The 19,440-nt window shown below is 71.1% G+C and carries 11 protein-coding genes; 6 read left to right on the top strand and 5 right to left on the bottom strand.

The features are described 5' to 3' along the window. Window positions 1–2 precede the first annotated feature (2 nt). A complete protein-coding gene (locus tag ACGFJ7_RS36200) occupies window positions 3–2,942 on the bottom strand; it encodes a glycine--tRNA ligase (protein WP_360253850.1) in 2,940 nt (979 codons plus the stop codon). A 45-nt stretch (window positions 2,943–2,987) separates the two neighbouring features. Between ACGFJ7_RS36200 and ACGFJ7_RS36195 the strand changes: the two genes are divergently transcribed. The 3 genes from ACGFJ7_RS36195 to ACGFJ7_RS36185 all read left to right on the top strand — a co-directional run bounded on the left by ACGFJ7_RS36195 (window position 2,988) and on the right by ACGFJ7_RS36185 (window position 6,966). Then, window positions 2,988–4,130: an acyl-CoA dehydrogenase family protein gene (locus tag ACGFJ7_RS36195; protein WP_360253848.1), complete on the top strand. Its 1,143-nt coding sequence runs from the start codon at window positions 2,988–2,990 to the stop codon at window positions 4,128–4,130. Window positions 4,131–4,140: 10 nt separating this feature from the next. Beyond that, window positions 4,141–6,279, top strand: a complete 2,139-nt coding sequence (locus ACGFJ7_RS36190) for an FUSC family protein (protein WP_392646436.1) — start codon at window positions 4,141–4,143, stop codon at window positions 6,277–6,279. A gap of 63 nt (window positions 6,280–6,342) precedes the next feature. After that, on the top strand, window positions 6,343–6,966 hold the full coding sequence (locus tag ACGFJ7_RS36185; protein ID WP_360253844.1) for a hypothetical protein: 624 nt from the start codon (window positions 6,343–6,345) through the stop codon (window positions 6,964–6,966). A gap of 124 nt (window positions 6,967–7,090) precedes the next feature. Here the strand turns inward: ACGFJ7_RS36185 and ACGFJ7_RS36180 are convergent, their stop codons facing one another. Then, on the bottom strand, window positions 7,091–8,602 hold the full coding sequence (locus tag ACGFJ7_RS36180) for a diguanylate cyclase domain-containing protein (protein WP_392646434.1): 1,512 nt from the start codon (window positions 8,600–8,602) through the stop codon (window positions 7,091–7,093). A gap of 185 nt (window positions 8,603–8,787) precedes the next feature. On the opposite strand from ACGFJ7_RS36180, the gene ACGFJ7_RS36175 reads away from it, so the two are divergent. Both ACGFJ7_RS36175 and ACGFJ7_RS36170 read left to right on the top strand, forming a co-directional pair. After that, window positions 8,788–11,277 (top strand): LamG-like jellyroll fold domain-containing protein, encoded by a 2,490-nt coding sequence (locus tag ACGFJ7_RS36175; protein WP_392646432.1) that lies wholly within the window; start codon window positions 8,788–8,790, stop codon window positions 11,275–11,277. 89 nt (window positions 11,278–11,366) lie between these two features. Then, window positions 11,367–12,335 carry an endonuclease/exonuclease/phosphatase family protein gene (locus ACGFJ7_RS36170; protein ID WP_392646431.1) on the top strand — a complete coding sequence of 323 codons (969 nt, stop codon included), beginning with the start codon at window positions 11,367–11,369 and terminating at the stop codon, window positions 12,333–12,335. Window positions 12,336–12,355: 20 nt separating this feature from the next. On the opposite strand, the gene ACGFJ7_RS36165 is transcribed toward ACGFJ7_RS36170, so the two are convergent. From ACGFJ7_RS36165 to ACGFJ7_RS36155, 3 genes are all read right to left on the bottom strand, one after another. Continuing rightward, on the bottom strand, window positions 12,356–15,646 hold the full coding sequence (locus tag ACGFJ7_RS36165; RefSeq protein ID WP_392646429.1) for an NACHT domain-containing protein: 3,291 nt from the start codon (window positions 15,644–15,646) through the stop codon (window positions 12,356–12,358). A 184-nt stretch (window positions 15,647–15,830) separates the two neighbouring features. Further along, window positions 15,831–16,583 carry a protein phosphatase 2C domain-containing protein gene (locus ACGFJ7_RS36160; RefSeq protein WP_360253834.1) on the bottom strand — a complete coding sequence of 251 codons (753 nt, stop codon included), beginning with the start codon at window positions 16,581–16,583 and terminating at the stop codon, window positions 15,831–15,833. A 101-nt stretch (window positions 16,584–16,684) separates the two neighbouring features. Beyond that, window positions 16,685–18,454 carry a glycoside hydrolase family 6 protein gene (locus ACGFJ7_RS36155; RefSeq protein ID WP_360253832.1) on the bottom strand — a complete coding sequence of 590 codons (1,770 nt, stop codon included), beginning with the start codon at window positions 18,452–18,454 and terminating at the stop codon, window positions 16,685–16,687. Window positions 18,455–18,639: 185 nt separating this feature from the next. On the opposite strand from ACGFJ7_RS36155, the gene ACGFJ7_RS36150 reads away from it, so the two are divergent. Continuing rightward, complete coding sequence (locus tag ACGFJ7_RS36150; protein ID WP_360253830.1) at window positions 18,640–19,245, top strand: hypothetical protein; 606 nt, start codon at window positions 18,640–18,642, stop codon at window positions 19,243–19,245. Window positions 19,246–19,440: the final 195 nt, after the last annotated feature.

The following is a 19,440-nucleotide window of genomic DNA, read 5'->3' as shown; positions in this document are numbered from 1 at the left end:
GGTCAGAGGCGCAGCTCCGGCCAGTCGAGGAGGCCGGCGCCGAGGTCGCGGACCGTGGCCAGCAGGCCCAGGCGGGCGGCGCGCAGGGCCGGGTCGTCGGCCATGACGAAGACCTCGTCGAAGAAGCGGGCCAGCGGGGCGACCAGCGGGCCCACCGCCGTCGTGAAGGCGGCCAGGTCGGTGCCGAAGTCCGTCTTCACCCCCGAGACCGCCTCGTGCAGGGCCAGCTCGGCCGGCTCGACCAGGGCCGCCGGGTCGTAGCCGGCGGCGGTGTCGGCCGGCAGGATGCGGCGGGCCCGCTGGATGGCCGCGGCCACCGCCACGAAGTCCGGGTTGCCGACCAGCGTGTCCAGCTGGGTGAGCAGGCCGTCCACCACCGACGGGCGGTCGTAGTGGATGAGGGCGGCCCGGACCCGGTCGACCGGGGCGCCCTCCTCGGTCAGCACCTGCTCCAGGCGGCGGGCCAGGAACTCGCCGGCCGCCGCCAGCACCTCGGCCGGCACCGGCACCGGCTGCTGCGCGGCCGCGGCCGACAGGCCCGACGTGAGGGAGAAGCCGGACAGGGCCGGGTGGGCCCGGTGCACGGCGAGCAGGCCCAGGACCGCCCGGCGTACGGCGAACGGGTCGCTGCTGCCGGTCGGCAGGCCCACCGTGGCGGCCAGGCCGGTGACCAGGTCGAGGCGGTCGGCCAGCGACAACAGGGCGCCGGGGATCGACGCCGGCAGCGCGTCGCCGGTGTTGCGGGGCAGCTCGGCCTCGTAGACGGCGGCCGCCACGTCGCGGGGCTCGCCCGCGTGCAGCGCGTAGTCCTGGGCCATCACGCCGGCCAGCGACGTCATCTCGGTGACCAGCTGCGAGCCGAGGTCGAACTTGACCAGGCGGGCCGCGCGGCCCAGGGTGGCCGAGCCCAGGCCGAGGCCGTCGGCGATGGACAGGGCCAGCGCCGCGATCCGGCCCGACCGGTCGGCCATCGAGCCGAGCTTGTCGGTGAAGGTGAGCCGGGTCAGGCGCTCGCGCATGTCGGCCGGGGAGGTCGAACGGTCGGCGCGGTAGAAGAACGCCGCGTCCTCGTACCGGGCCCGCAGCACCGCCTCGTTGCCGGCCCGCACCAGCTCCACGTCGACCGGGCCGTTGGCGACCGTCACGAACATCGGCAGCAGCTGACCCTCCGCGTCACGCACCGGCAGGTACCGCTGGTGTTTGCGCATCACGGTCGTCAGCACGGCGTCGGGCAGCGACAGGTAGCTCTCGTCGAACGTGCCCAGCAGCGGCGTCGGCGCCTCGACCAGGTAGCTGATCTGCTCGATCAGCGCCGCCTCGCCGGCCACGTCGATGCGGCCCTCCGGGTAGACGTGGTCCTGGGCGCCGGTCACGATCAGGTCGTGCCGGTCCTCCGGGTCGGCCACGATGCCGGCCAGGGCGAGCGTCTCCATGAAGGTCTCGGCCGACGCGATCTCGACGACCGGGGTCTCCGAGGTGCGCAGCAGCCGGGTCTGCCGGCCGGCGGCCAGGGTGCCGAGCGCCACCGGTACCACGTCGTCGCCCCACAGCGCGGTCAGCCAGCGGATCGGCCGGCTGAACGACAGCTGCGGGTCGTTCCACCGCATGTTCTTGGCCGCGCGCAGGCCGGAGACGACCTTCGCGAGCACGCCGGCCAGCACGGTCGCTGCCGCGCCGCCGGCTTCGTGCTTCTCCACGACATGGTGCTGTACGCCGTTGACCTCGCCCGTCAGCAGCGCGCCGACCGCGACACCCTGACTACGGGCGAACCCCTCGACGGCCTTCTCGGGCGCGCCGACCTTGGGGCCCTTCACCGTCCGTACATGATCGGTCTCTTTGGCCGCGACCGAGGCGACCACCGCGACCAGCCGCCGCGGTGTCGCGAAGGTCCGGACCTCGTCGTGCTCGAGCCGGGTGCCGGCCAGGCCCTCGGTGACCGCGCGCTGGAGATAGGCCAGCGCGGCACGCGCCTCGGACGGCGGCAGCTCCTCGGTGCCGATCTCGAAGACCAGCGCGCGCGGCTCGGCCCGCTCGGCCGGGGTGGAGAACGGCGCCGCCGGCGGCAGGGCCTCGACCAGGCCGAGCGGATGACCCAGCTCGTCGCGGCGGGCCACCCACAGCTTGGCCACCTCGCCGGCCAGGCGCCGCATGCGGGCGAACTCGGCGGCCCGGTCGGCGGTGGACACCGCGCCGCGCGAGTCGAGGACGTTGAAAGCCTGCGAGCACTTCAGCACGTACGTGTGAGCGGGCACCGGAAGACCGGCGTCGATCAGCCGCTGCGCCTCGCCCGCGTAGATCTCCAGCAGCTGCCGGTTGGCGGCCACGTCGGCGTCGTCCAGGTAGTACCGGGACATCTCGTACTCGCCCTGGCCGAAGACCTCGCCGTACGAGATGCCGTCGCCGTACTCGATGTCCTTGAAGTGGGTCTTGTCCTGAAGCGCCATGATGATGCGCTCGATGCCGTAGGTGATCTCCACCGACACCGGGTCGAGGTTGAGGTTGCCGGCCTGCTGGAAGTACGTGAACTGGGTGATTTCGAGGCCGTCGAGCCAGACCTCCCAGCCCAGGCCCCAGGCGCCGAGCGCGGGGGAGGCCCAGTTGTCCTCGACGAAGCGGACGTCGTGCGCGTTCACGTCGATGCCGATGGCGGCCAGGCTCCCCAGGTAGAGCTCCTGCGGGTTGCCCGGGTCGGGCTTGAGGATCACCTGGAGCTGGGTGTGCGTCTGCAGGCGGTTCGGGTTCTCGCCGTACCGCGAGTCGTCGGGCCGCACGGAGGGCTCGGTGTAGACGACCCGCCAGGGCTCCGGGCCGAGCACGCGCAGGAAGGTCGCCGGGTTCAGCGTCCCCGCACCGACCTCCGTGTTCATCGGCTGGACCGTCAGGCATCCCTGAGCGGTCCAGTACGCGGTCAACCGGGCCAGTGCGTCCTGCATGGTGAGCATGGGACGGAAGTCTAAGACGCGCCGCACGAGGGTAGTGAGCCAAATATGCTCGACGGTGATCTTTACGCCTTTCAGGACCTGCTTTCGACCGACGAGGCCGCCGTCGTGCGGCGCGTCCACGACTTCCTCGACGCCGAGGTCGTGCCGATCGCCAATGACCATTGGGCCCGCGCGGAGTTCCCCCATCATCTGATCAAGAGGTACGCGGACCTCGACATCGCCGACCGGCCGGGCTCGAACCTGCTCAGCGGCTGGCTCGCCCTGGAGATGGCCCGGGCCGACGCGTCGATGGCCACCTTCTACGGCGTGCACGCGGGCCTGGCCATGGGCAGCATCCGCACGTGCGGCTCGCCGGAGCAGCAGGAGCGCTGGCTGCCGTCGATGGCGTCGTTCGACAAGATCGGGGCGTTCGCGCTGACCGAGCCGACCGGCGGCTCGGACGTGGCGGCCGGGCTGCGCACGACGGCCCGCCGCGACGGGGACTCGTGGATCCTCGACGGGCGGAAACGCTGGATCGGCAACGCGACGTTCGCCGACCTGATCGTGGTGTGGGCCCGTGATCCGGAGGACAACCAGGTCAAGGGCTTCGTGGTGCCACGGGAGACGCCCGGCCTCACCGCCACGAAGATCGAGAACAAGATCGCTTTGCGTACGGTGCAGAACGCCGACATCGTCCTGGAAGGCGTCCGGGTTCCTTCGTCGTCCAAGCTCGAGAACGCGAACTCCTTCAAGGACACGGCCAAGGTGCTCCGGCAGACCCGCAGCGGCGTCGCCTGGGAGGCGGTCGGGGTCATGCTGGCGGCGTACGAGATCGCCCTTTCCTATTCCAAAGATCGTTCTCAATTCGGCAAGCCGATTGCCTCGTTCCAGCTTGTGCAAGACCTGCTCGTACGAATGGTGGGCAATTTGACCGGATCGCTGGGAATGTGCGTGCGGCTGGCGCAGCTGCAGGACGCCGGGCAGTACCGCGACGAGCATTCGGCGCTGGCCAAGGCGTACTGCACGACCCGCATGCGCGAGGTGGTCGGCTGGGCCCGGGAACTGCTGGCCGGCAACGGGATCGTGCTCGACTACGACATCGGGCGCTTCGTCGCCGACGCCGAAGCCCTCTATTCGTACGAGGGAACCCGGGAAATCAACACGCTGATTGTGGGCCGGGCCATCACGGGGGAGAGCGCCTTCGTCTGATAATCCCCGGATGGAATGGTTACGGCGGCGGGACCCGGGGCTTCTCGCCATCCGGCGCGCGGTGCGCGTCACGCTGGTCGCCTGCCTCGGGTTCTATCTCTGCCGGTACGTCCTCGACCTGCCGGCGATGGCGCCGTACGCGCTGTTCGGCACGGTCGCCCTGGGCGCGCTGTCGCAGATCCCGGGCAGTCCCCGCCAGCGGGCGGCGACGCTGATCGCCGTGCTGCCGGTGGCCTGGGCGCTGGTCGGCGTGGGCACGCTGCTGTCGGTGAGCAACTGGGCGGCCGCGGCCGGCATGTTCGTGCTGGGCTTCGCGGTGAGCTTCGTCGGCGTCGGCGGGCCCCGCCTGGTCGGGCTCGCGGCCGGGATGCAGCTGCTCTACATCCTGCCGTGCTTTCCGCCGTACGATCCCGGCTCGCTCCCGCAGCGGCTGGCCGGCGTGACGATGGCCGTGGTGCTGCTGGCCGCGGCCGAACTCCTGCTGTGGCCCGACCCGACCCCGACGCCGTACCGGGAGCGGCTGGCCCGCGCGGTGGCGCTGCTCTCGTCGTGCTTCGACGCCCTGGCCGACGAATGGTCGGGCTCGCCGGCCGCCTCGGGCGCTCCGGGCCGGTCGCGGCTGGCGGCGCTGCTGCCTGAGGTGACGGAGGCGGCCGAGGCGCTGCGGCCCTCGCGGCTCCCACCCGGGCTGCGGCCGGCGTCGGCGTCGCGGCGGGACCGGGCGCTCAGCGCGGCCGCCGGCACCGCCCGCCTGCTGGTCGGCCGGGCGGCCGACCTCTACTTCCTGGAGGACCGGCAGGCGGTCACGCTGCCGGCGTCGGCCCGGCTGCTGCGGGCGGCGGCCGGCTGCACGGACACGGTCGCCGAGTGGCTGTACGGCCGGGGACCGCTGCCCGACACGGACAAGCTGGCCGCGGCGCTGGCCGACTTCCGCCGGGCCCGCACCGAGACCGACCCGAGCGGCCTGCCCCCGGAACGGCTCGAGCTGGGCGCCCTGGCACTGACCCTGGGGGAGTGGACCAAGTCGCTGGTCTTCGCGGTGCGCATCGCGGCCGGGGAGAAACCGGCGACGCTGGTGCCGGGCTCGTTCTGGTACGCGGGACGCAGCACCCCGTACCTCTGGTGGCACCGCCTGAGGGAGAACCTGACGCCCCGGTCGGTGGCCTTCCAGGGCGCGCTGCGCCTGGCCGCCGCGCTGGCGGTGGCCCGGCTGGTCGCGGGCGGTCTCGACCTGTCGCACGGCTTCTGGGTGCTGCTGACCATCCTGACGGTGCTGCGGGCGTCGGCCGCCGAGACCCGTTCGACGCTGAAGCCGGCCCTGATCGGCACGATCGGGGGCTCGGTGGTGGCGGCCGGCCTGCTGCTGCTGGGCCTGGACCCGACGGTGTACGTGGTGGCTCTCCCCCTGGTGATGATCGCCGGCTTCGCCTCGGGCCCGCTGCTCGGCCTGGGCTGGGCGCAGGCGCTGTTCACGCTGGTCATCACGCTGGTCTTCGCCCAGGTCACGCCGGTCGACTGGCGCCTGGCCGAGGTACGGGTGCTGGACGTGGTGGTCGGGGCGGTGGTCGGAGTGCTGATCGGCCTGTTCGCCTGGCCCCGCGGCGGCGCGGGCGAACTGCGCCGGGCGGCGGCGAACTTCATGGCGGCGTCGGCCGACGTCGTCCGCGAGACTGTCGCGGTGATGGCCCAGGGCTCCCCGCAGGCCTCGGCCCTGCCGGCCGCCCGGGGCGCGAGCCTGCTGGCCGAGGCGTCGTTCGCGCTCTACCAGAGCGAACACCACCCGGACTCCCCGGTCGACTGGCAGGCCACGTTGCTGGCCGGCCACCACGCCGTCCGGGGCGCGGAGGCCCTGATCCGCTCCTGCCCGGCCGGCGGCCTCCTGCCGTGCGAAGCCCAGCTGACCACCTCGGCCGAGGACGTGGCCGCCTGCTACACCCGGGCCGAGTCCAGCCTGCGCCGGGGCGCGGCCCTGCCGCCGGTACCCCCACCGGTCCCCGTGCCCTGGCCCAACGACCTGGGCCAGGACCTCTACGTCATAGCCGACCTGCGAGTCTGGCTCCTGGGCCTCCGAGACGACTTGGCCCCCCACCCCGAACCAGGCGAAACCCTACGAGCCCGAGCCTCCCGAGTAGCCGACGGCGCCGCCTGACCCCCTCGGCCCGCTCCTCCCGTTTCACGAAATCTCGGGCGAAAGGCTGGCATCGTCGGCGGGGTGAAGGGACCCAGCCGAGCGGAGGCCACCCGCGGCGTCGAACAGCGCCTCGAAGCCACCTTGCACGCGCACGCCGGCCTGCGCCTGGTCCCGGTCCCGGCTGCTCTGCTGCGCCCGCCGCCCGGCCCCGGCCCTCGCATTCTCCGCGGCGGCCACCTGCCCGACCTGGGCGACACCACCGGCACCATCGCCGACGAGATCCGCCACTTCTGGGAGGAATCCGGCTGCCGCGTCGAGGACGGCCCCGGCCCCGACGGCCGCGTCCTCGTCATCCACGACCCCGCCGGCTACGTCATCACCCTGGTCCACCTGCCCGGCGACGCCGATCCGACCCTCACGGTCGCCTCACCCCGCGTACCCGCCGAAATGATCGACCGTGGTCTTCTGGCCGGCCTTCTCGCCGGCATCGCCCTCGGCTGCGCCGGCCCGTGCCTGTTCTCGCTCGGCTCCATGACGGCTTTTCCATCGCTGGCCGGCTTCTCCGCCCCGTTCTGGGCCTGGGTACCCCTCTACTTGCTGGTCGGGGCCGGCTCCGCCTGGTTCCCCGAGACCCGCAAGTTCGGCGCCGGTTTCCTGGCCGCCGGCGCCGTCGTCGGAATCTCGGTCGCCGCCCTCTTCAGCTGAGAGCCGCCGCCCTCGTCGGCTGAGCGCCGCCTTTCCCGCCCAGAGCCGCCGCCCTCGTCGGCTGAGCGCCGCCTTTCCCGCCGAGAGCCGCCGCCCTCGTCGGCTGAGCGTTGCGGCTCCTTTTTCAGCCGAGCTGCGGGCGTGCGCGGCGCTGGCCACCGCCGTACTGCTTGGTGTCGCGCTTGGCCTCGTACATCGCCGCGTCCGCGCCCTTCATCAGCGCCTCGTAGTCCGTCGCGTCCTCCGGGTAGAGGGCGATCCCCACGCTGCCGCCCACCGTCACCTGCTTGCCGTCGATGGTGAACGGCTGGCGCAGCCGGTCGCAGATGCGCTCGGCCACCGCCGACGCCACCGCGTCGTCGGGGTCGCGGGTGAGCAGGATGGCGAACTCGTCGCCGCCGAGCCGGGAGACCACGTCGTCGTCGCGGACGGCGCCCAGCAGCCGCTTCGCCACCTGCTGGAGCAGGGCGTCGCCGGCCTGGTGGCCCTCGGTGTCGTTGACCTGCTTGAAGCCGTTGAGGTCGAGCACCATCAGCGCCACCTGGCCACCGTGCGAGGCCGCGTCGCTGACCGCCCGCTCGGCCCGGTCGATCAGGTACGACCGGTTCGGCAGGCCGGTGAGCGAGTCGTGGAACGCCTGGTGGCTGAGCTGCGCGACGTGGGCCTGGGCGGCCTGGCGCATGCCGGCGCTGTCGACGATCAGGGTACCCTCGACCGAGAGCTGCTCGGCGAAGATCCGGTCCCGGAACGTCCATTCACGCGGCGTCGACGAGTCCCCGCACAGGATCATGCCGACCGGCCCTTCGGCCGACATCAACGGCATGGCGATGTACGACTTGAGCTCCATCCGGCGTACCGGCCCGCTCGGCAGGACCTGGGCCGTCGAGGCGTCGTTGACGAGCGCCACCTTCCCGTCCTTGATCGCCCGCCACATCGGCGTCTGGTCGATGGCCTCGCCGAGGGCGGTGGCGAAGGCCTCGTCGTCCGGCGAGCTGACCCCGTGCACGTAGCTGATCTTGCCGGTGGCGTCGATGAGGCAGACCGCGGCGTGCTCGGTCCGGAAGCCGTCGGCGGCCGCGCTGGTGAGGATGCGGCCGGCCGCCTCGACGCTCGTCGCGGTCATGCCCTCTTCGAAGAGGCGCCGAATGATCGTGGTGTTGTGCGAGACCCACTGCCGCTGCTTCTCGGCGGCGAGGCCCTGCAGGGTGGTGGCGAAGTGCAGCGCCAGCGCGGCGAGCACGTCGGTGCGCAGCGCCTCCAGGTTGCCGCCGGTGAGCAGGAGCACGCCGACGGTCTGCCCGCCGATGCGCAGCCGGATCGGCATCTGCTCGCCAGTGACTTTCGGGGCGGCGCCCGCGGCCAGCCGGAACACCTTGCCGGCGGTGAAGTTGTCGCGCTTGCCGGGCTCACCGAGCTGGGCGGTCGGGTAGAGCAGGCCGGTCTCGGAGTCGAGCTCGAACACCGTCGCGGCGGTGAGGCCACCCGCCCGCACGAGATGGGCCCCGGTCAGCTCGAGGACGTGCTGGACCGACGGCGTGTCCTTGGTCATGAACGTGACGAGGTCAGAGAGCAGCGCATCCTGCGGCTCGTCGACGGTCTCCGGGCCTGACGGCCGGATTTCACTGCTCACGCTCATGCCCTTATGAGTCGGCAGCGGGCGCCGGAGCTTGACGGGCCGGTCGAGTGCGAGCCGGGTGCACGTCGGTTCCCTGCCCCTTCGGGCAAACATCGACGTCCATGAGTCCTTGACGCTACCTGTGAAACATTGTTGAAATGTGTTGGCTCATGGCGTAACACGAGCGACCGAAGGGACCATCGCGCGTGAAGAGACATGCCCTGCTAGCCGCCCTCCTGATCACCGCCTCTCTCGGCCTGGCCGCCCCCGCCGGCGCCGCCCCCGCCCCCGCCGGCGCCGCCCCCGCCGGCGCCGGCGCCGCCAGCGCCCCGCCCACCTGGCACCCCGGCATTCCGCCGCTGGCCACCCCATGGACCAGCCAGGTCGGCCCCGCCAACGCCCTCCCCGAATATCCGCGGCCGCAGCTCACCCGCGACAAGTGGCAGAACCTCAACGGCGTCTGGGAGTTCGCCAAGGCCGAGGTCAATCAGGCCGTACCCACCGGGCAGAGCCTCGGCGAGCGCGTCCTGGTGCCGTACCCCATCGAATCCGCCCTCAGCGGCATCCAACGGCACGAAGACCGCATGTGGTACCGCCGGACCTTCACCGTTCCGGCGAACTGGAAGGTCGGCTCGGGCAACCGCCTGCGCCTCAACTTCGGTGCCGTCGACTACGACGCGAAGGTCTACGTCAACGGCACGCAGGTCGCCACGCACCGGGGCGGCTACGACGGCTTCGACGCCGATGTCACCGACGCGCTGACCGGCACCGGCCCTCAGGAGCTGATCGTCTGGGCCGAGGATCTCACCGACGCCACCGGCCAGCCGATCGGCAAGCAGCGCCGTACGAGCGACCGCGGCATCTTCTATCAGGGCAGCTCCGGCATCTGGCGCACGGTCTGGATAGAGCCGGTCCCGAGCGCGAGCATCACCGAGCTGGTGTCGACGCCGTCTTTGTCGGCGTTGCGCCTCAAGGTCAACGCGACCGGGAGCGGCCTGACCGTCAAGGCGGTGGCGCGCGACGGCTCCCGCGTCGTCGGCACGGCGACGGGCGCCGCCGGCACCGAGCTGACCCTGCCGATCACCAAACCCAAGCTGTGGACCCCCGACAATCCTTTCCTGTACGACTTGACGGTCACCCTGCAGAGCGCGGGCAAGACGGTCGACACGGTGGGTTCGTACTTCGGGCTGCGCACGGTCGGCACCGCCAAGGGCGCCGACGGCAAGCTCCGCATCACCGTCAACGGCAAGATCGTGTTCAACATGGCGAACCTCGATCAGGGCTTCTGGCCCGACGGCCTGCACACCGCGCCCACCGACGCCGCCCTCAAGTGGGATCTTCAGCAGGACAAGGCGATGGGCTTCAACGCGGTCCGCAAGCACATCAAGGTCGAGCCGGACCGCTGGTACTACTGGGCGGACAAGCTGGGCCTGCTGATCTGGCAGGACATGCCGGCGGCGAACACCGGCCCGATCCCGCCCGAGTGGCGCGACCAGTTCGAGGCCGAGCTGCACGAGATGGTCCGCGAACACGCGTCCTGGACGTCGATCATCGCCTGGGTGCCGTTCAACGAGGGCTGGGGCGAGTGGGACCGGGCGGCCACCGGCCGGATCGCCGACGCGGTCAAGGCGCAGGACCCGTCCCGACTGGTCAACGCGCACAGCGGCGTCAACTGCTGCAACTCCAAGGGCGACTCCGGCCGCGGCGACGTGATCGACTTCCATCAGTACCTGGGTCCGGCGTCCCCGGCGCCGTCGGCGACCCGCGTGTCGATCGACGGTGAGCACGGCGGCTACGGCTTGAAGACCTCCAACCACATGTGGTTCGGCGACGGCCAGGCGTACGAGATGACGCCCGACTCGGCCACCCTGACCGCGAAGTACGTGGCCAACCAGCAGGACGTGCTGACCTCGGCGCAGTACTGCGGGATCAGCGCGGCCATCTACACCCAGCTCTCGGACGTGGAGGGCGAGCTCAACGGCTTCTTCACGTACGACCGTCAGGTCACGAAGATGGACCTGCGCCAGGTCAGGGCCATCAATCAGAAGATCATCAAATCGGCCGACGGCTCCGGCGCCGCGGTGCCGCAACCGCCGGCCGGCACGCCCGGCCTGACCGGGATCGCCTTCTGGCCGCTCGACGGCTCCTACGGCGGTCTGACACCCGCCGGTTCTTTCGTCGACGGACACAACGGGCAGGGTGTGGCTCTCAACGGTTCGTCGGAGTTCCTTGACGCCGGCTCGCCGCTCCTGAACACCGCCTCGGACTATTCGGCCGCCGCCTGGGTGAAGCTCGACAAGGCGGACGGCGGCTTCCAGACGGTGGTCAGCCAGGACGGCCCGCAGAACAGCGACTTCTTCCTTCAGTACTCCGGCGCCGACCAGCGCTTCGCGATGAGTTTCGCCGGCGTCCGCGCGCTGGCCCCGGTCAAGCCCACCGTCGGCCAGTGGTACCACCTGGTCGGCGTCCGGGACACGGTCAAGGGCGAATTGCGGTTGTACGTCGACGGCACGCTCGCCGGCTCGGTCAGCGCCTGCCTGCCGCAGGCCGCGCCGACCGGCAACACCGTGATAGGCCGCGGCAAGTACGGCGGCAACCCGGTCGATAACCTGGACGGCACGGTCGATCAGGTCCATCTGTACGACCGCGCTCTGTCACCCGCCGAGATCGCCGACCTGTACGCCTCCGGCAACTGACCCGGCGCATGGGGGCGGGTCCATCGACCCGCCTCCATGCTGCTGGATCTAGGACAGTGTTTTCCCAGCTCAAGTCCTACATTCGGCACATGCGCATCGCGACGTTCAACCTGGAGAACTTCGACGAGACCCCGGCCGGCGTCCGCCCGTCGCTCGCCGACCGCATCGCCCTCATGCGCCCGCAGATCAAGCGGCTGCGCGCCGACATAGCCTGCTTCCAAGAGGTCCACGGCCAGGAACGCCCCGGCCAGCCCCGCGACCTGCACGCCCTGCGCGAGCTGCTGGCCGGCACGAACCTCGAGGGCGCCGAACTGGTGAGCACGAAACCCAAGGACGACGGCGTCTACAACGAGCGCAACCTCGTCGTAGCCACCCACCTCCCGGTCCTGGCCCGCCACCAGCTCCGCAACGAACTGGTCAAAGCACCCACCTACCGCCGCCTGACGGCCAACCCGCCCGACCAGTACCCCATCGAGATCAACGTCGAGCGCCCCATCCTGCACGTGGAGCTCAACGTCGGCGGCACCCCCCTGCACGTCATCAACGTCCACCTCAAAAGCAAGATCCCCTCCGACATCCCCGGCCAGACCATCGACGCCTACACCTGGCGCAGCGCCGACAGCTGGGCCGAGGGCAGCTTCATCTCGTCGATGAAGCGCATGGCCCAGGCCCTGGAGGTCCGCCGCCTGGTCGACCAGCTCCTGGACGCCGACCCCGAGGCCCGCATCGTCGTGGCCGGCGACTTCAACGCCACCCCCGACGAGGTACCGGTCCTGGCCATCCGCGGCCAGGTGGAGGACACCGGCAACGGCGCCCTGGCCGGCCGCGTGCTGGTACCCATCGAGGCCACGGTCCCCGAGTCCTCCCGCTACACCCTCTTCCACCAGGGCCGCGGCGACATGCTCGACCACATGCTGGTCACCCGCACCATGCTCGCCCACTACCGAGGCTCGGAAATCCACAACGAACTCCTCCACGACGAGTCCCAGTCCTTCGCCACCGACATCAAGTTCCCGGAGTCCGACCACGCCCCGGTGGTTGCGACCTTCGAGTTCTAGGCCCTCCTCATGCCTTCCTTTCACGCAGCCCCGGCATCCTCGAGCGGTTCCGGCTGATCCGCCCACGGGGCTGCGTTCCGCCACCGTCGCGTCAATTCCGGATACGCGTCCCAGCCGGCATGAGCTGCCTTGTAGGCAGTGGCGATCCCCAACTCGGCGACCGTGACCCACACGCGAGCGATCAGTTCCGAGTCATCGCTGGCGGGGAAATCCAGCATGAGGTTCACGTCTTTGGCGAGGTTCGCCAGATCATCCGCCTCATATCGGGTGGTCGATTCGAGATAGGGGAGGACGCAGCGAGCGAGCGCCTCGACAGTCGGGACTGACAGGAAAAGCTGCATCTTGATGCACCGGCGCAGAACCTCGGCGACGACAGCCAGGGTCGCGCCGGAATCAGTCGCGAGACGATCGAAGATGAGCCGGGCCGCGTCCTGCTCCTCATCCGATCCGAGGGCTCTTATCGCCTCGACGCAAGCTGGGTAGACCTTGAGCCGGTCGTCTTCCGTCGCCTCGCCCAACGGCAGCAACCAGGCGGTGAGCAGCAGATGGGCGGCGGAGACGTATCCCAGGTCCGGCGACCCCAGGAAGGCGTTCACCGACTGGCCCAGCCGCCCGAGCAACGGCTGCACAGTGTGCATCAGCACGTCGTCCAGGTTTCCGCACTGGAGGTTGGCCTTGCGGATGAGCTGACCGGCGCCGTGCTGCGCGTAGGTATCCCGCCGGCCGTCGGTGTACGGCAGGCCATACGTCCACGCCGGGTCGACCGGCCGAGGAGACGGATCGCCCGTCACTGAGAGCCGGAAACTCCGCTGCTCCCCCTCCCACGTCCTGTGCAGCAAGAGGACGTCAGCGATGCCTGACCACTCGTCGCTGCTGAGCTGGGAACGCCACAGCAGCGCTTCCTGATGCCAGGCGCCGACCGGGTCGGCGCTCGAGCCGAGCAGATCGCGGGCGCTGAGATCGTCGACCAGGCAGGCGGTCAGCAGGACCAGGTTGGCGCTGTAGGCGGCATGCCGGGCCGGCACCGTTTGGTGGCGTGGCTGGTAAGCCTCGTAGGTCCGGCCGACGCGGGGAAGGTGCGCCGCCCGGAAGAGCCGGATCGTGAGTTCGGCGAGGCGGGCCCGTTCGTCCGGCGAGACCGCGACGGTGTTCTCGACGAGGAACGTGAGGACCGGCAGACGGTTGGACAGGGGCGCGAAGGACAGCAGGGCGTGCAGCCGGTCGTCGTCGGCGGGGGCGGCGCTCAGCGAGAACTCGGATACGGCCTCGCGGGCCGCGATCTCCCGCAGGGCGCGCCAGACGATCCAGGCGACCAGGTATTCGCCGAAGGTGGCGTGCAGGAACTCGTAGGTTCTGAGGTCGGCGCCGTCCCGGGACGCCTTGGAGTGGTGGATGAAGAAGAAGCGGCCCAGGGCCTTCTCGGCGGAGGTCAGGGGAGCGCGCATGTCGGAGCGGCTCGCCGGGGAGGACGAGACGAGCAGGGCGGCCAGGTCGGACTCCAGCTCGGGCTCGCTGATCCACTGGGTGCCCCGGTTGAACATGGCCAAGCCGACGATCGCCAGCCGGTGCAGTTCCTCGTCGACGGCCCGGGCCAGGCCGCGGTCGTCCAGGTCGGGGTGGTGCTTCGTGATCTCGCGGGTGGCGAAGTTGCGGAGCAGACGGCTGTACAGCTCGCCCTGGCCCAGGTCGCCGGTCAGGCGCTGAAGAGCGTTGCCGTCCGCGTCGTAGAGGGCGAGCATCAGCAACAGCAGAGGCTGACCGGCCAAGCCCTCGTGGCGCAGGACCGTGGGCGCGGGCAGGGGCGCCAGGTCGCGGGTGTGCAGCCAGCCGGCGTTGGCGGCGTTCCAGACGTCAAGCCAGGCCCGTACGCGGTCCTCGTCGAAGGGTTCGAGGCGCAGCGCGACAGTGTCCTCGGGGGCGCGGGCGCGGTCGGCCACGCTGGTGCGGCTCGTGACCAGCACCGCCAGGGGCCGGCCCTGGTCGGCCTCCCGCTGTTGGAAGCGAGCGATCCGGACCAGGTAGTCGGTCTGGCTGACGCCGGTGGCCTGCAGCAGTTCGTCGAAACCGTCCAGGATCACCACCGGCAGGGTGTCGGGGCCGGAGCGGACCAGGGCGGGCCACTCGACGCGCTCACCGGTGGCGGCCCGGATGGCGTACTCGATCTGGTCCTGCAAATCGGCGTCGGCCGGCACCTCGCGCAGCACGACGCGGATCGGCAGGAAGTCGGCGGCCGGCAGCCGGGCGGCCATGACCTTGGTCAGCACCGACTTGCCGGAGCCGGGCTGTCCCAGGACCAGCAGCGGGGCGACGACGGCCTCGGGGGAGGTCAGGTGGCCCGACAGGAACTCGTCCAGGTCGGCGCGGACGGCCTGGGAGGACCACCACCGCTCGTCGCTGGGCGGGACACCGGGTCGGACCCGGGCCACCCGGAACCGGGGCTGCACGTAGGCCTCGGCCAGCGTCGGGATGCGCAACCCGGGCGGGGCATCGGACGACTCGACGATCGGACGGTCGAGAGCCGCGCGGTAGGCGTTCGCCACCGCGGCGCGGCGGTCGTCGGGCAGACGGCCGGTCGAGATGTCGGTGAGCAGGCGCTGCATGCCGGACATGGCGGAGGCGAGCTGCCCCACCACGGCGTGATGACGCCGGGCCGACCAGAGCGCGACCTCGGGGAAGTCGGCCGCCAACTGCCGGAGGAGGCCGTCGTAGCGCTCGACGGCCTTTTCCGGCAGCTCCTCGAGCACCTCGGCCGCGCGCTCCTGGGCATGGGTGGGCAGGCGGTCGACGGCCGCGAGGCCCTGGACGAAGCTCAGCGTCGACACCGCGAGCTCGCGGTAATACGTCTTGAGCCGTCGATGAAAATCCTCGTCGGGCTCGTGGGGCGAGGGCAGCGGCACCGGGTAGGCCAGGCCGTCACCGGCCAGCACCTGCGCGGCCGCGCCGGAGCCGCCGGCGGCCAGCGACTCCTGCTCGGCGCGGGTCAGCTCGAGGTCGGCGAAGCGGAAGGGAAGGTCGGCGCCGGCCATCTCCTCGAAGAAGGCGGTCACCACGAGAACCGAGTGGGCGGCCTCGATCCGCCGGGTGCGGCTGTGACGGGACAGGCCGCTGCGTTTCTCGGCGGCGTCGCGCACCAGTTCCTTTCCGAGGCGCGCGAACTCGGCCTTGGCGTCGAACAGGCCGAGCACCGCGGGGAAGGCGGGCACCGCGGCCAGCAGCAGGCCGCCGGCGACATTGTCGAGGGCCGTGACCAGCTTGCTGTCACCACCGCCGAGCAGCCGCGCGGCGTCGGCGTAGCTGAGCGTCCTGGCCATTCGTGAACTCCCTCGCTGAGGTATCCGAGGCGTCCATCATGGTCGACGCGGGTCAGGCGCGCGTCCACCCGAGGTCTGACCAACCCAGGGCTGACGACGGGCACGGCCGACGGTGGGAAGCTCGGCGAGCCGAAGACGCGGCGAGGAAAACGAACACCGGCCGAAGGAGAAGACGATGCGGAACCTAGACCGTCCGTTCCACGCGGATCACGGCGGCTGTGGCGTTGTCGGCGCCGCCCGCGGTAAGGGTGTCGTCGAGGATGGTGGCCACGGCGGCGGCCGGGTCGTCGGTGGCCAGGACGCGGGTCAGGCGCTCGTAGGTGAGCTGGTCGGAGACGCCGTCGGTGCAGAGCAGGTAGACGTCGCCGGGGCGCAGAGTCACGTTGAGCAGGTCGGGCTCGGGGGCGTCGGGGTGACCGGCGTAGCGGGTCAGCCGGTATCGGGCGGCCGCGGCCTCCTCCGAGTCGGCCGCGAACCAGCCGTGCAGCACCCCGACCCAGGCGATCGTGTGGTCGGTGGTGAGCAGGTCGAGCAGGCCGTCGCGCAGGCGGTAGGCGCGGGAGTCGCCGAGCTGCACGATCCAGCCGTCGGCGTCCACCGCCGCGAAGGCGGTCAACGTGGTGCCGGTCAACTGTGGCAGGTTGCTGCCGGCCCGCCGTACGGCCTCGGAGGCCTGGGAGACCGCGTCCCGCAGGGCGGTCGGCTCGGGGGAGAGGGCCGGCTCGCGCAGCGAGCGAACGAAGACCTCGACGGCGGTGTTGCCGGCTACCGTGCTGCCGGGGCCGTCGCCCATGCCGTCCGCGACGACCGCCAGCGGGTCGCCGGGGTCCAGGTGCAGGACGTCGTAGTTCTCGGTGTATCGGTTGCCGACAACGGAGCCGGCCGCCGCGGTGAGGCGGCGGCCGGTGACGGTCCAGGCGACCTTGGTGATTTCCACCGTTCTTTCTTATCGGACTCCGCCGCCCAAGCGTGCGGAAAACACCGGGCCCCGCTCCTCGTGGGTTAGAGCGGGGCCCGGCGGTCTCAGTTACCCGTCACTCACAGCGCCGGGTAGGCGTTCGCCATCAGCTCGCGGAACTGCGCGGAGAACCACGCGCCGGAGATGGGGGCGTTGGGCAGGGCGCCGCTCGGGTTGTTGCCGTTGCGGGCGTTACCCGTGTAGGTCGGGTCGCACATCCGGTCGAAGCCCTTGCCCTCGTCGTTCGGGATGAGGGTGCTGGAGCCGTCCGACTCGCCCGGCGGCTTGACCCAGACGTAGGCGTCGATACCGGTGGCCGGGGCCGCGGTCGGGCGCTCGCCCAGGCCGGCGCCGGACTGGTTGCACCAGTTGCCGAGGTGGATCCGGCGGTCGATGCGCGACTGGTTGACGAAGGTGTTCACGTCGGTCGAGGTGCTGGCCGCCGTGGGACGCTGCGAGCCGCCCCAGCCGTTGCGGGAGGTGTCGATCAGCATGCCGATGTTGGAGTTGAAGCCGATCGAGACCAGCTTGGTGCGGAAGGCCTGGGCGAAGGTCAGCTCGTCGGTGTACTGGTTCCAGTCGATCCACTTGGACTGGCGGACGTTCTGGCCGTTGACCGTGGTGGTGGGCTGCACGAACGGCTCACGCAGGGCCGAGTAGTTGGCCGTGTTGGTGATGAAGCCGGTGACGTTGTTGACGCTGCCGGAGGCGCGGGCGGCCTCGAGCATGATGTCGGCGGTGGGGCCGAAGTTGGAGTCCCAGCCGATCCAGCCGTGGTGGGCGGCGTCGACGTAGTTGTAGGTGTTGCTCAGCGCGCCGAGCTTGTTCAGGGCGTAACCGACGCCCTGCACGTAGCCGCCGTTGGCCTTCATGGTGTCGCAGGTCGCCGTGCCGCCGGCCTGACCGGAGGTGTTGGTGACCAGGTTCGGCAGGGAGTCGATCTCGACGATGTTGATGATGCGGAGGTTCTTGTACTTGGCGTCGGCCTCGATCGCGGCGATCGGGTCGATGTACTCGGCCTTGTAGCGCGGCAGCTCGTTCGGGGCGAGCTCGCCGTTGGAGGCGAGAGCGGCGCAGTCGCGACCGGGGAGGTTGTAGATGACGAACTGGATGTAGCCGGCGCCCTGGGCGAGAGCGGCGTCGAGGTGGTCACGAACGCCCATCGAGCCGTTGGAGCTGCTGTCGTCGGTGCCCTCGATCGCGGCGATCCGGTCGAGCCAGACCGCTGTCGGGTTGTTCGAGACGCGGGTGCCGCCGGGCTCGGCCTCGGCCTTGGCCCGCCACTCCGGGTTCACGTAGCCCTTGACCCCGGCGTACGGGTTGTCGACCTTGGTGCCGTCCGGCGGCGGGGTGGTCGGCGGCGGAGTCGTCGGGGGCGGCGTGGTCGGGGGCGGGGTGGTCGGCGGGGTGGTCGTGGGCGGCGGGGACGTCGGGCCGGTCACGCCCGTGCAGACCGTGCCGTTGAGCGAGAAGCTGGCCGGGTTGGCGTTCGTACCCGAGTAGTTGGCGTTGAAGCCGAAGTTGACGCTCGCGTTGGTGCCGATCGTGGTCGACCAGGAAGGATTGGCCGCCGTGACGTTCTGCCCGGACTGCGAGATGGTCGCGCTCCAGCCCTGGGTGATCTGCTGGTTGCCCGGGAAAGCCCAGGTGACGCGCCAGCCGCCGGAGATCGGGTCGCCGAGGTTGGTCACGGTCACCGCGCCGGTGAAGCCCGTGCTCCAACTGTTGGCGGTGTAGTCGACCCGGCAACCGGCGGCCGCGCTCGCGCTGGACGCGACGGCGACGCCGAGACCGGAGACGAGCGTTGCCGCGGCGGCCGCGGTCAGGCCGCGGATAAGGACAGGTCTCATGTGGTGGCTCCTCGAGACGGTGGCGGGGATGAGCCGGGTCAGGCATCGAGGGGCATCGCTCCCGGCTGTTCCGACAGCATGGCATGGGAGCGCTCCCACCGCAATGTCCAAGTTATAGATCGGAAATGATGTGTTAACAGCGGCCGGTGCGGCTGGTCGTGGCCCCCATGGCGTATAACGGGTGCGTGCAGGTTTTCGAGATCGTCGAGGCGCTGGGCGAGGTCCCGAACGCCGAAGTAGCAGTGCGTCGCGGTCTGCTCACCGTGCACATTCCGGCTATCGGGGACACGGCCCAGCTCGATCCCGACGAGGTCCTCGACGCGCAGTCGGTGTTCGTGCCCACCCGGGCTCCGGCGGTTCAGCTCGACGTGCGCCGGGGGCGCAAGTCGCTGCCGCTGATCGTGACGGTGGACGACATGGTGTTCAACCCGGCCTACGCCGACGACCTGGTCGAGCCGGGCGCCCACCGGCGCCTGCCCGCGATGCCGGGGCTGATCGCGTACTCGGAGATGCACCGCGACGTGCGGGCCCTCGGCAAAGCCGTCGACGACCGGACGCTCGACCTCGACCCCGAGACGCTGGCCGCGACGCTGCTGGCCCACCGCTGCTTCATCGCGGGGGCGGTCGAGGTGGGTCTCTGGCCGGTACGGGTCGCGGCGTGGTGGGAGTACTCGCACGCCCGCGTGGGTGGGCCGGCCGGCGTGGCTCCGCTGCGCGCCGACCCGGTCTGGGACGAGCTGATGGCCGATGTCCAGGAAGCCCGCCGCCAGACCGTGGTCCAGCAGTTCTAGAAGCGCCGGCCGCCGGACGGAGGTCGTGGAGCGCCAGCCGCCGGCGGAGAGGGCAGCGCCAGCCGCCGGCGGAGAGGCGCAGCGCCGGCGGAGAGGCCAGCGCCGGCGGAGAGGCCAGCGCCGGCGGAGAGGCCAGCGCCGGCGGAGAGGCCAGCGCCGGCGGAGAGGCCAGCGCCGGCGGAGAGGCCAGCGCCG

The organism is Actinoplanes sp. NPDC048988 (genome assembly GCF_043197815.1).
Classification (GTDB): Bacteria; Actinomycetota; Actinomycetes; order Mycobacteriales; family Micromonosporaceae; genus Actinoplanes.
The sequence above is the reverse complement of the archived record's forward strand: the minus strand, read 5'-3'. Positions and strand labels throughout refer to the sequence as shown.

Coding starts and splice junctions, on each gene's coding strand:
- ACGFJ7_RS36200 (WP_360253850.1), bottom strand. CDS start 2,942: ATGCTCACCATGCAGGACGCACTGGCCCGGTTGACCGCGTACTGGACC.
- ACGFJ7_RS36195 (WP_360253848.1), top strand. CDS start 2,988: ATGCTCGACGGTGATCTTTACGCCTTTCAGGACCTGCTTTCGACCGAC.
- ACGFJ7_RS36190 (WP_392646436.1), top strand. CDS start 4,141: ATGGAATGGTTACGGCGGCGGGACCCGGGGCTTCTCGCCATCCGGCGC.
- ACGFJ7_RS36180 (WP_392646434.1), bottom strand. CDS start 8,602: ATGAGCGTGAGCAGTGAAATCCGGCCGTCAGGCCCGGAGACCGTCGAC.
- ACGFJ7_RS36170 (WP_392646431.1), top strand. CDS start 11,367: ATGCGCATCGCGACGTTCAACCTGGAGAACTTCGACGAGACCCCGGCC.
- ACGFJ7_RS36165 (WP_392646429.1), bottom strand. CDS start 15,646: ATGGCCAGGACGCTCAGCTACGCCGACGCCGCGCGGCTGCTCGGCGGT.
- ACGFJ7_RS36155 (WP_360253832.1), bottom strand. CDS start 18,454: ATGAGACCTGTCCTTATCCGCGGCCTGACCGCGGCCGCCGCGGCAACG.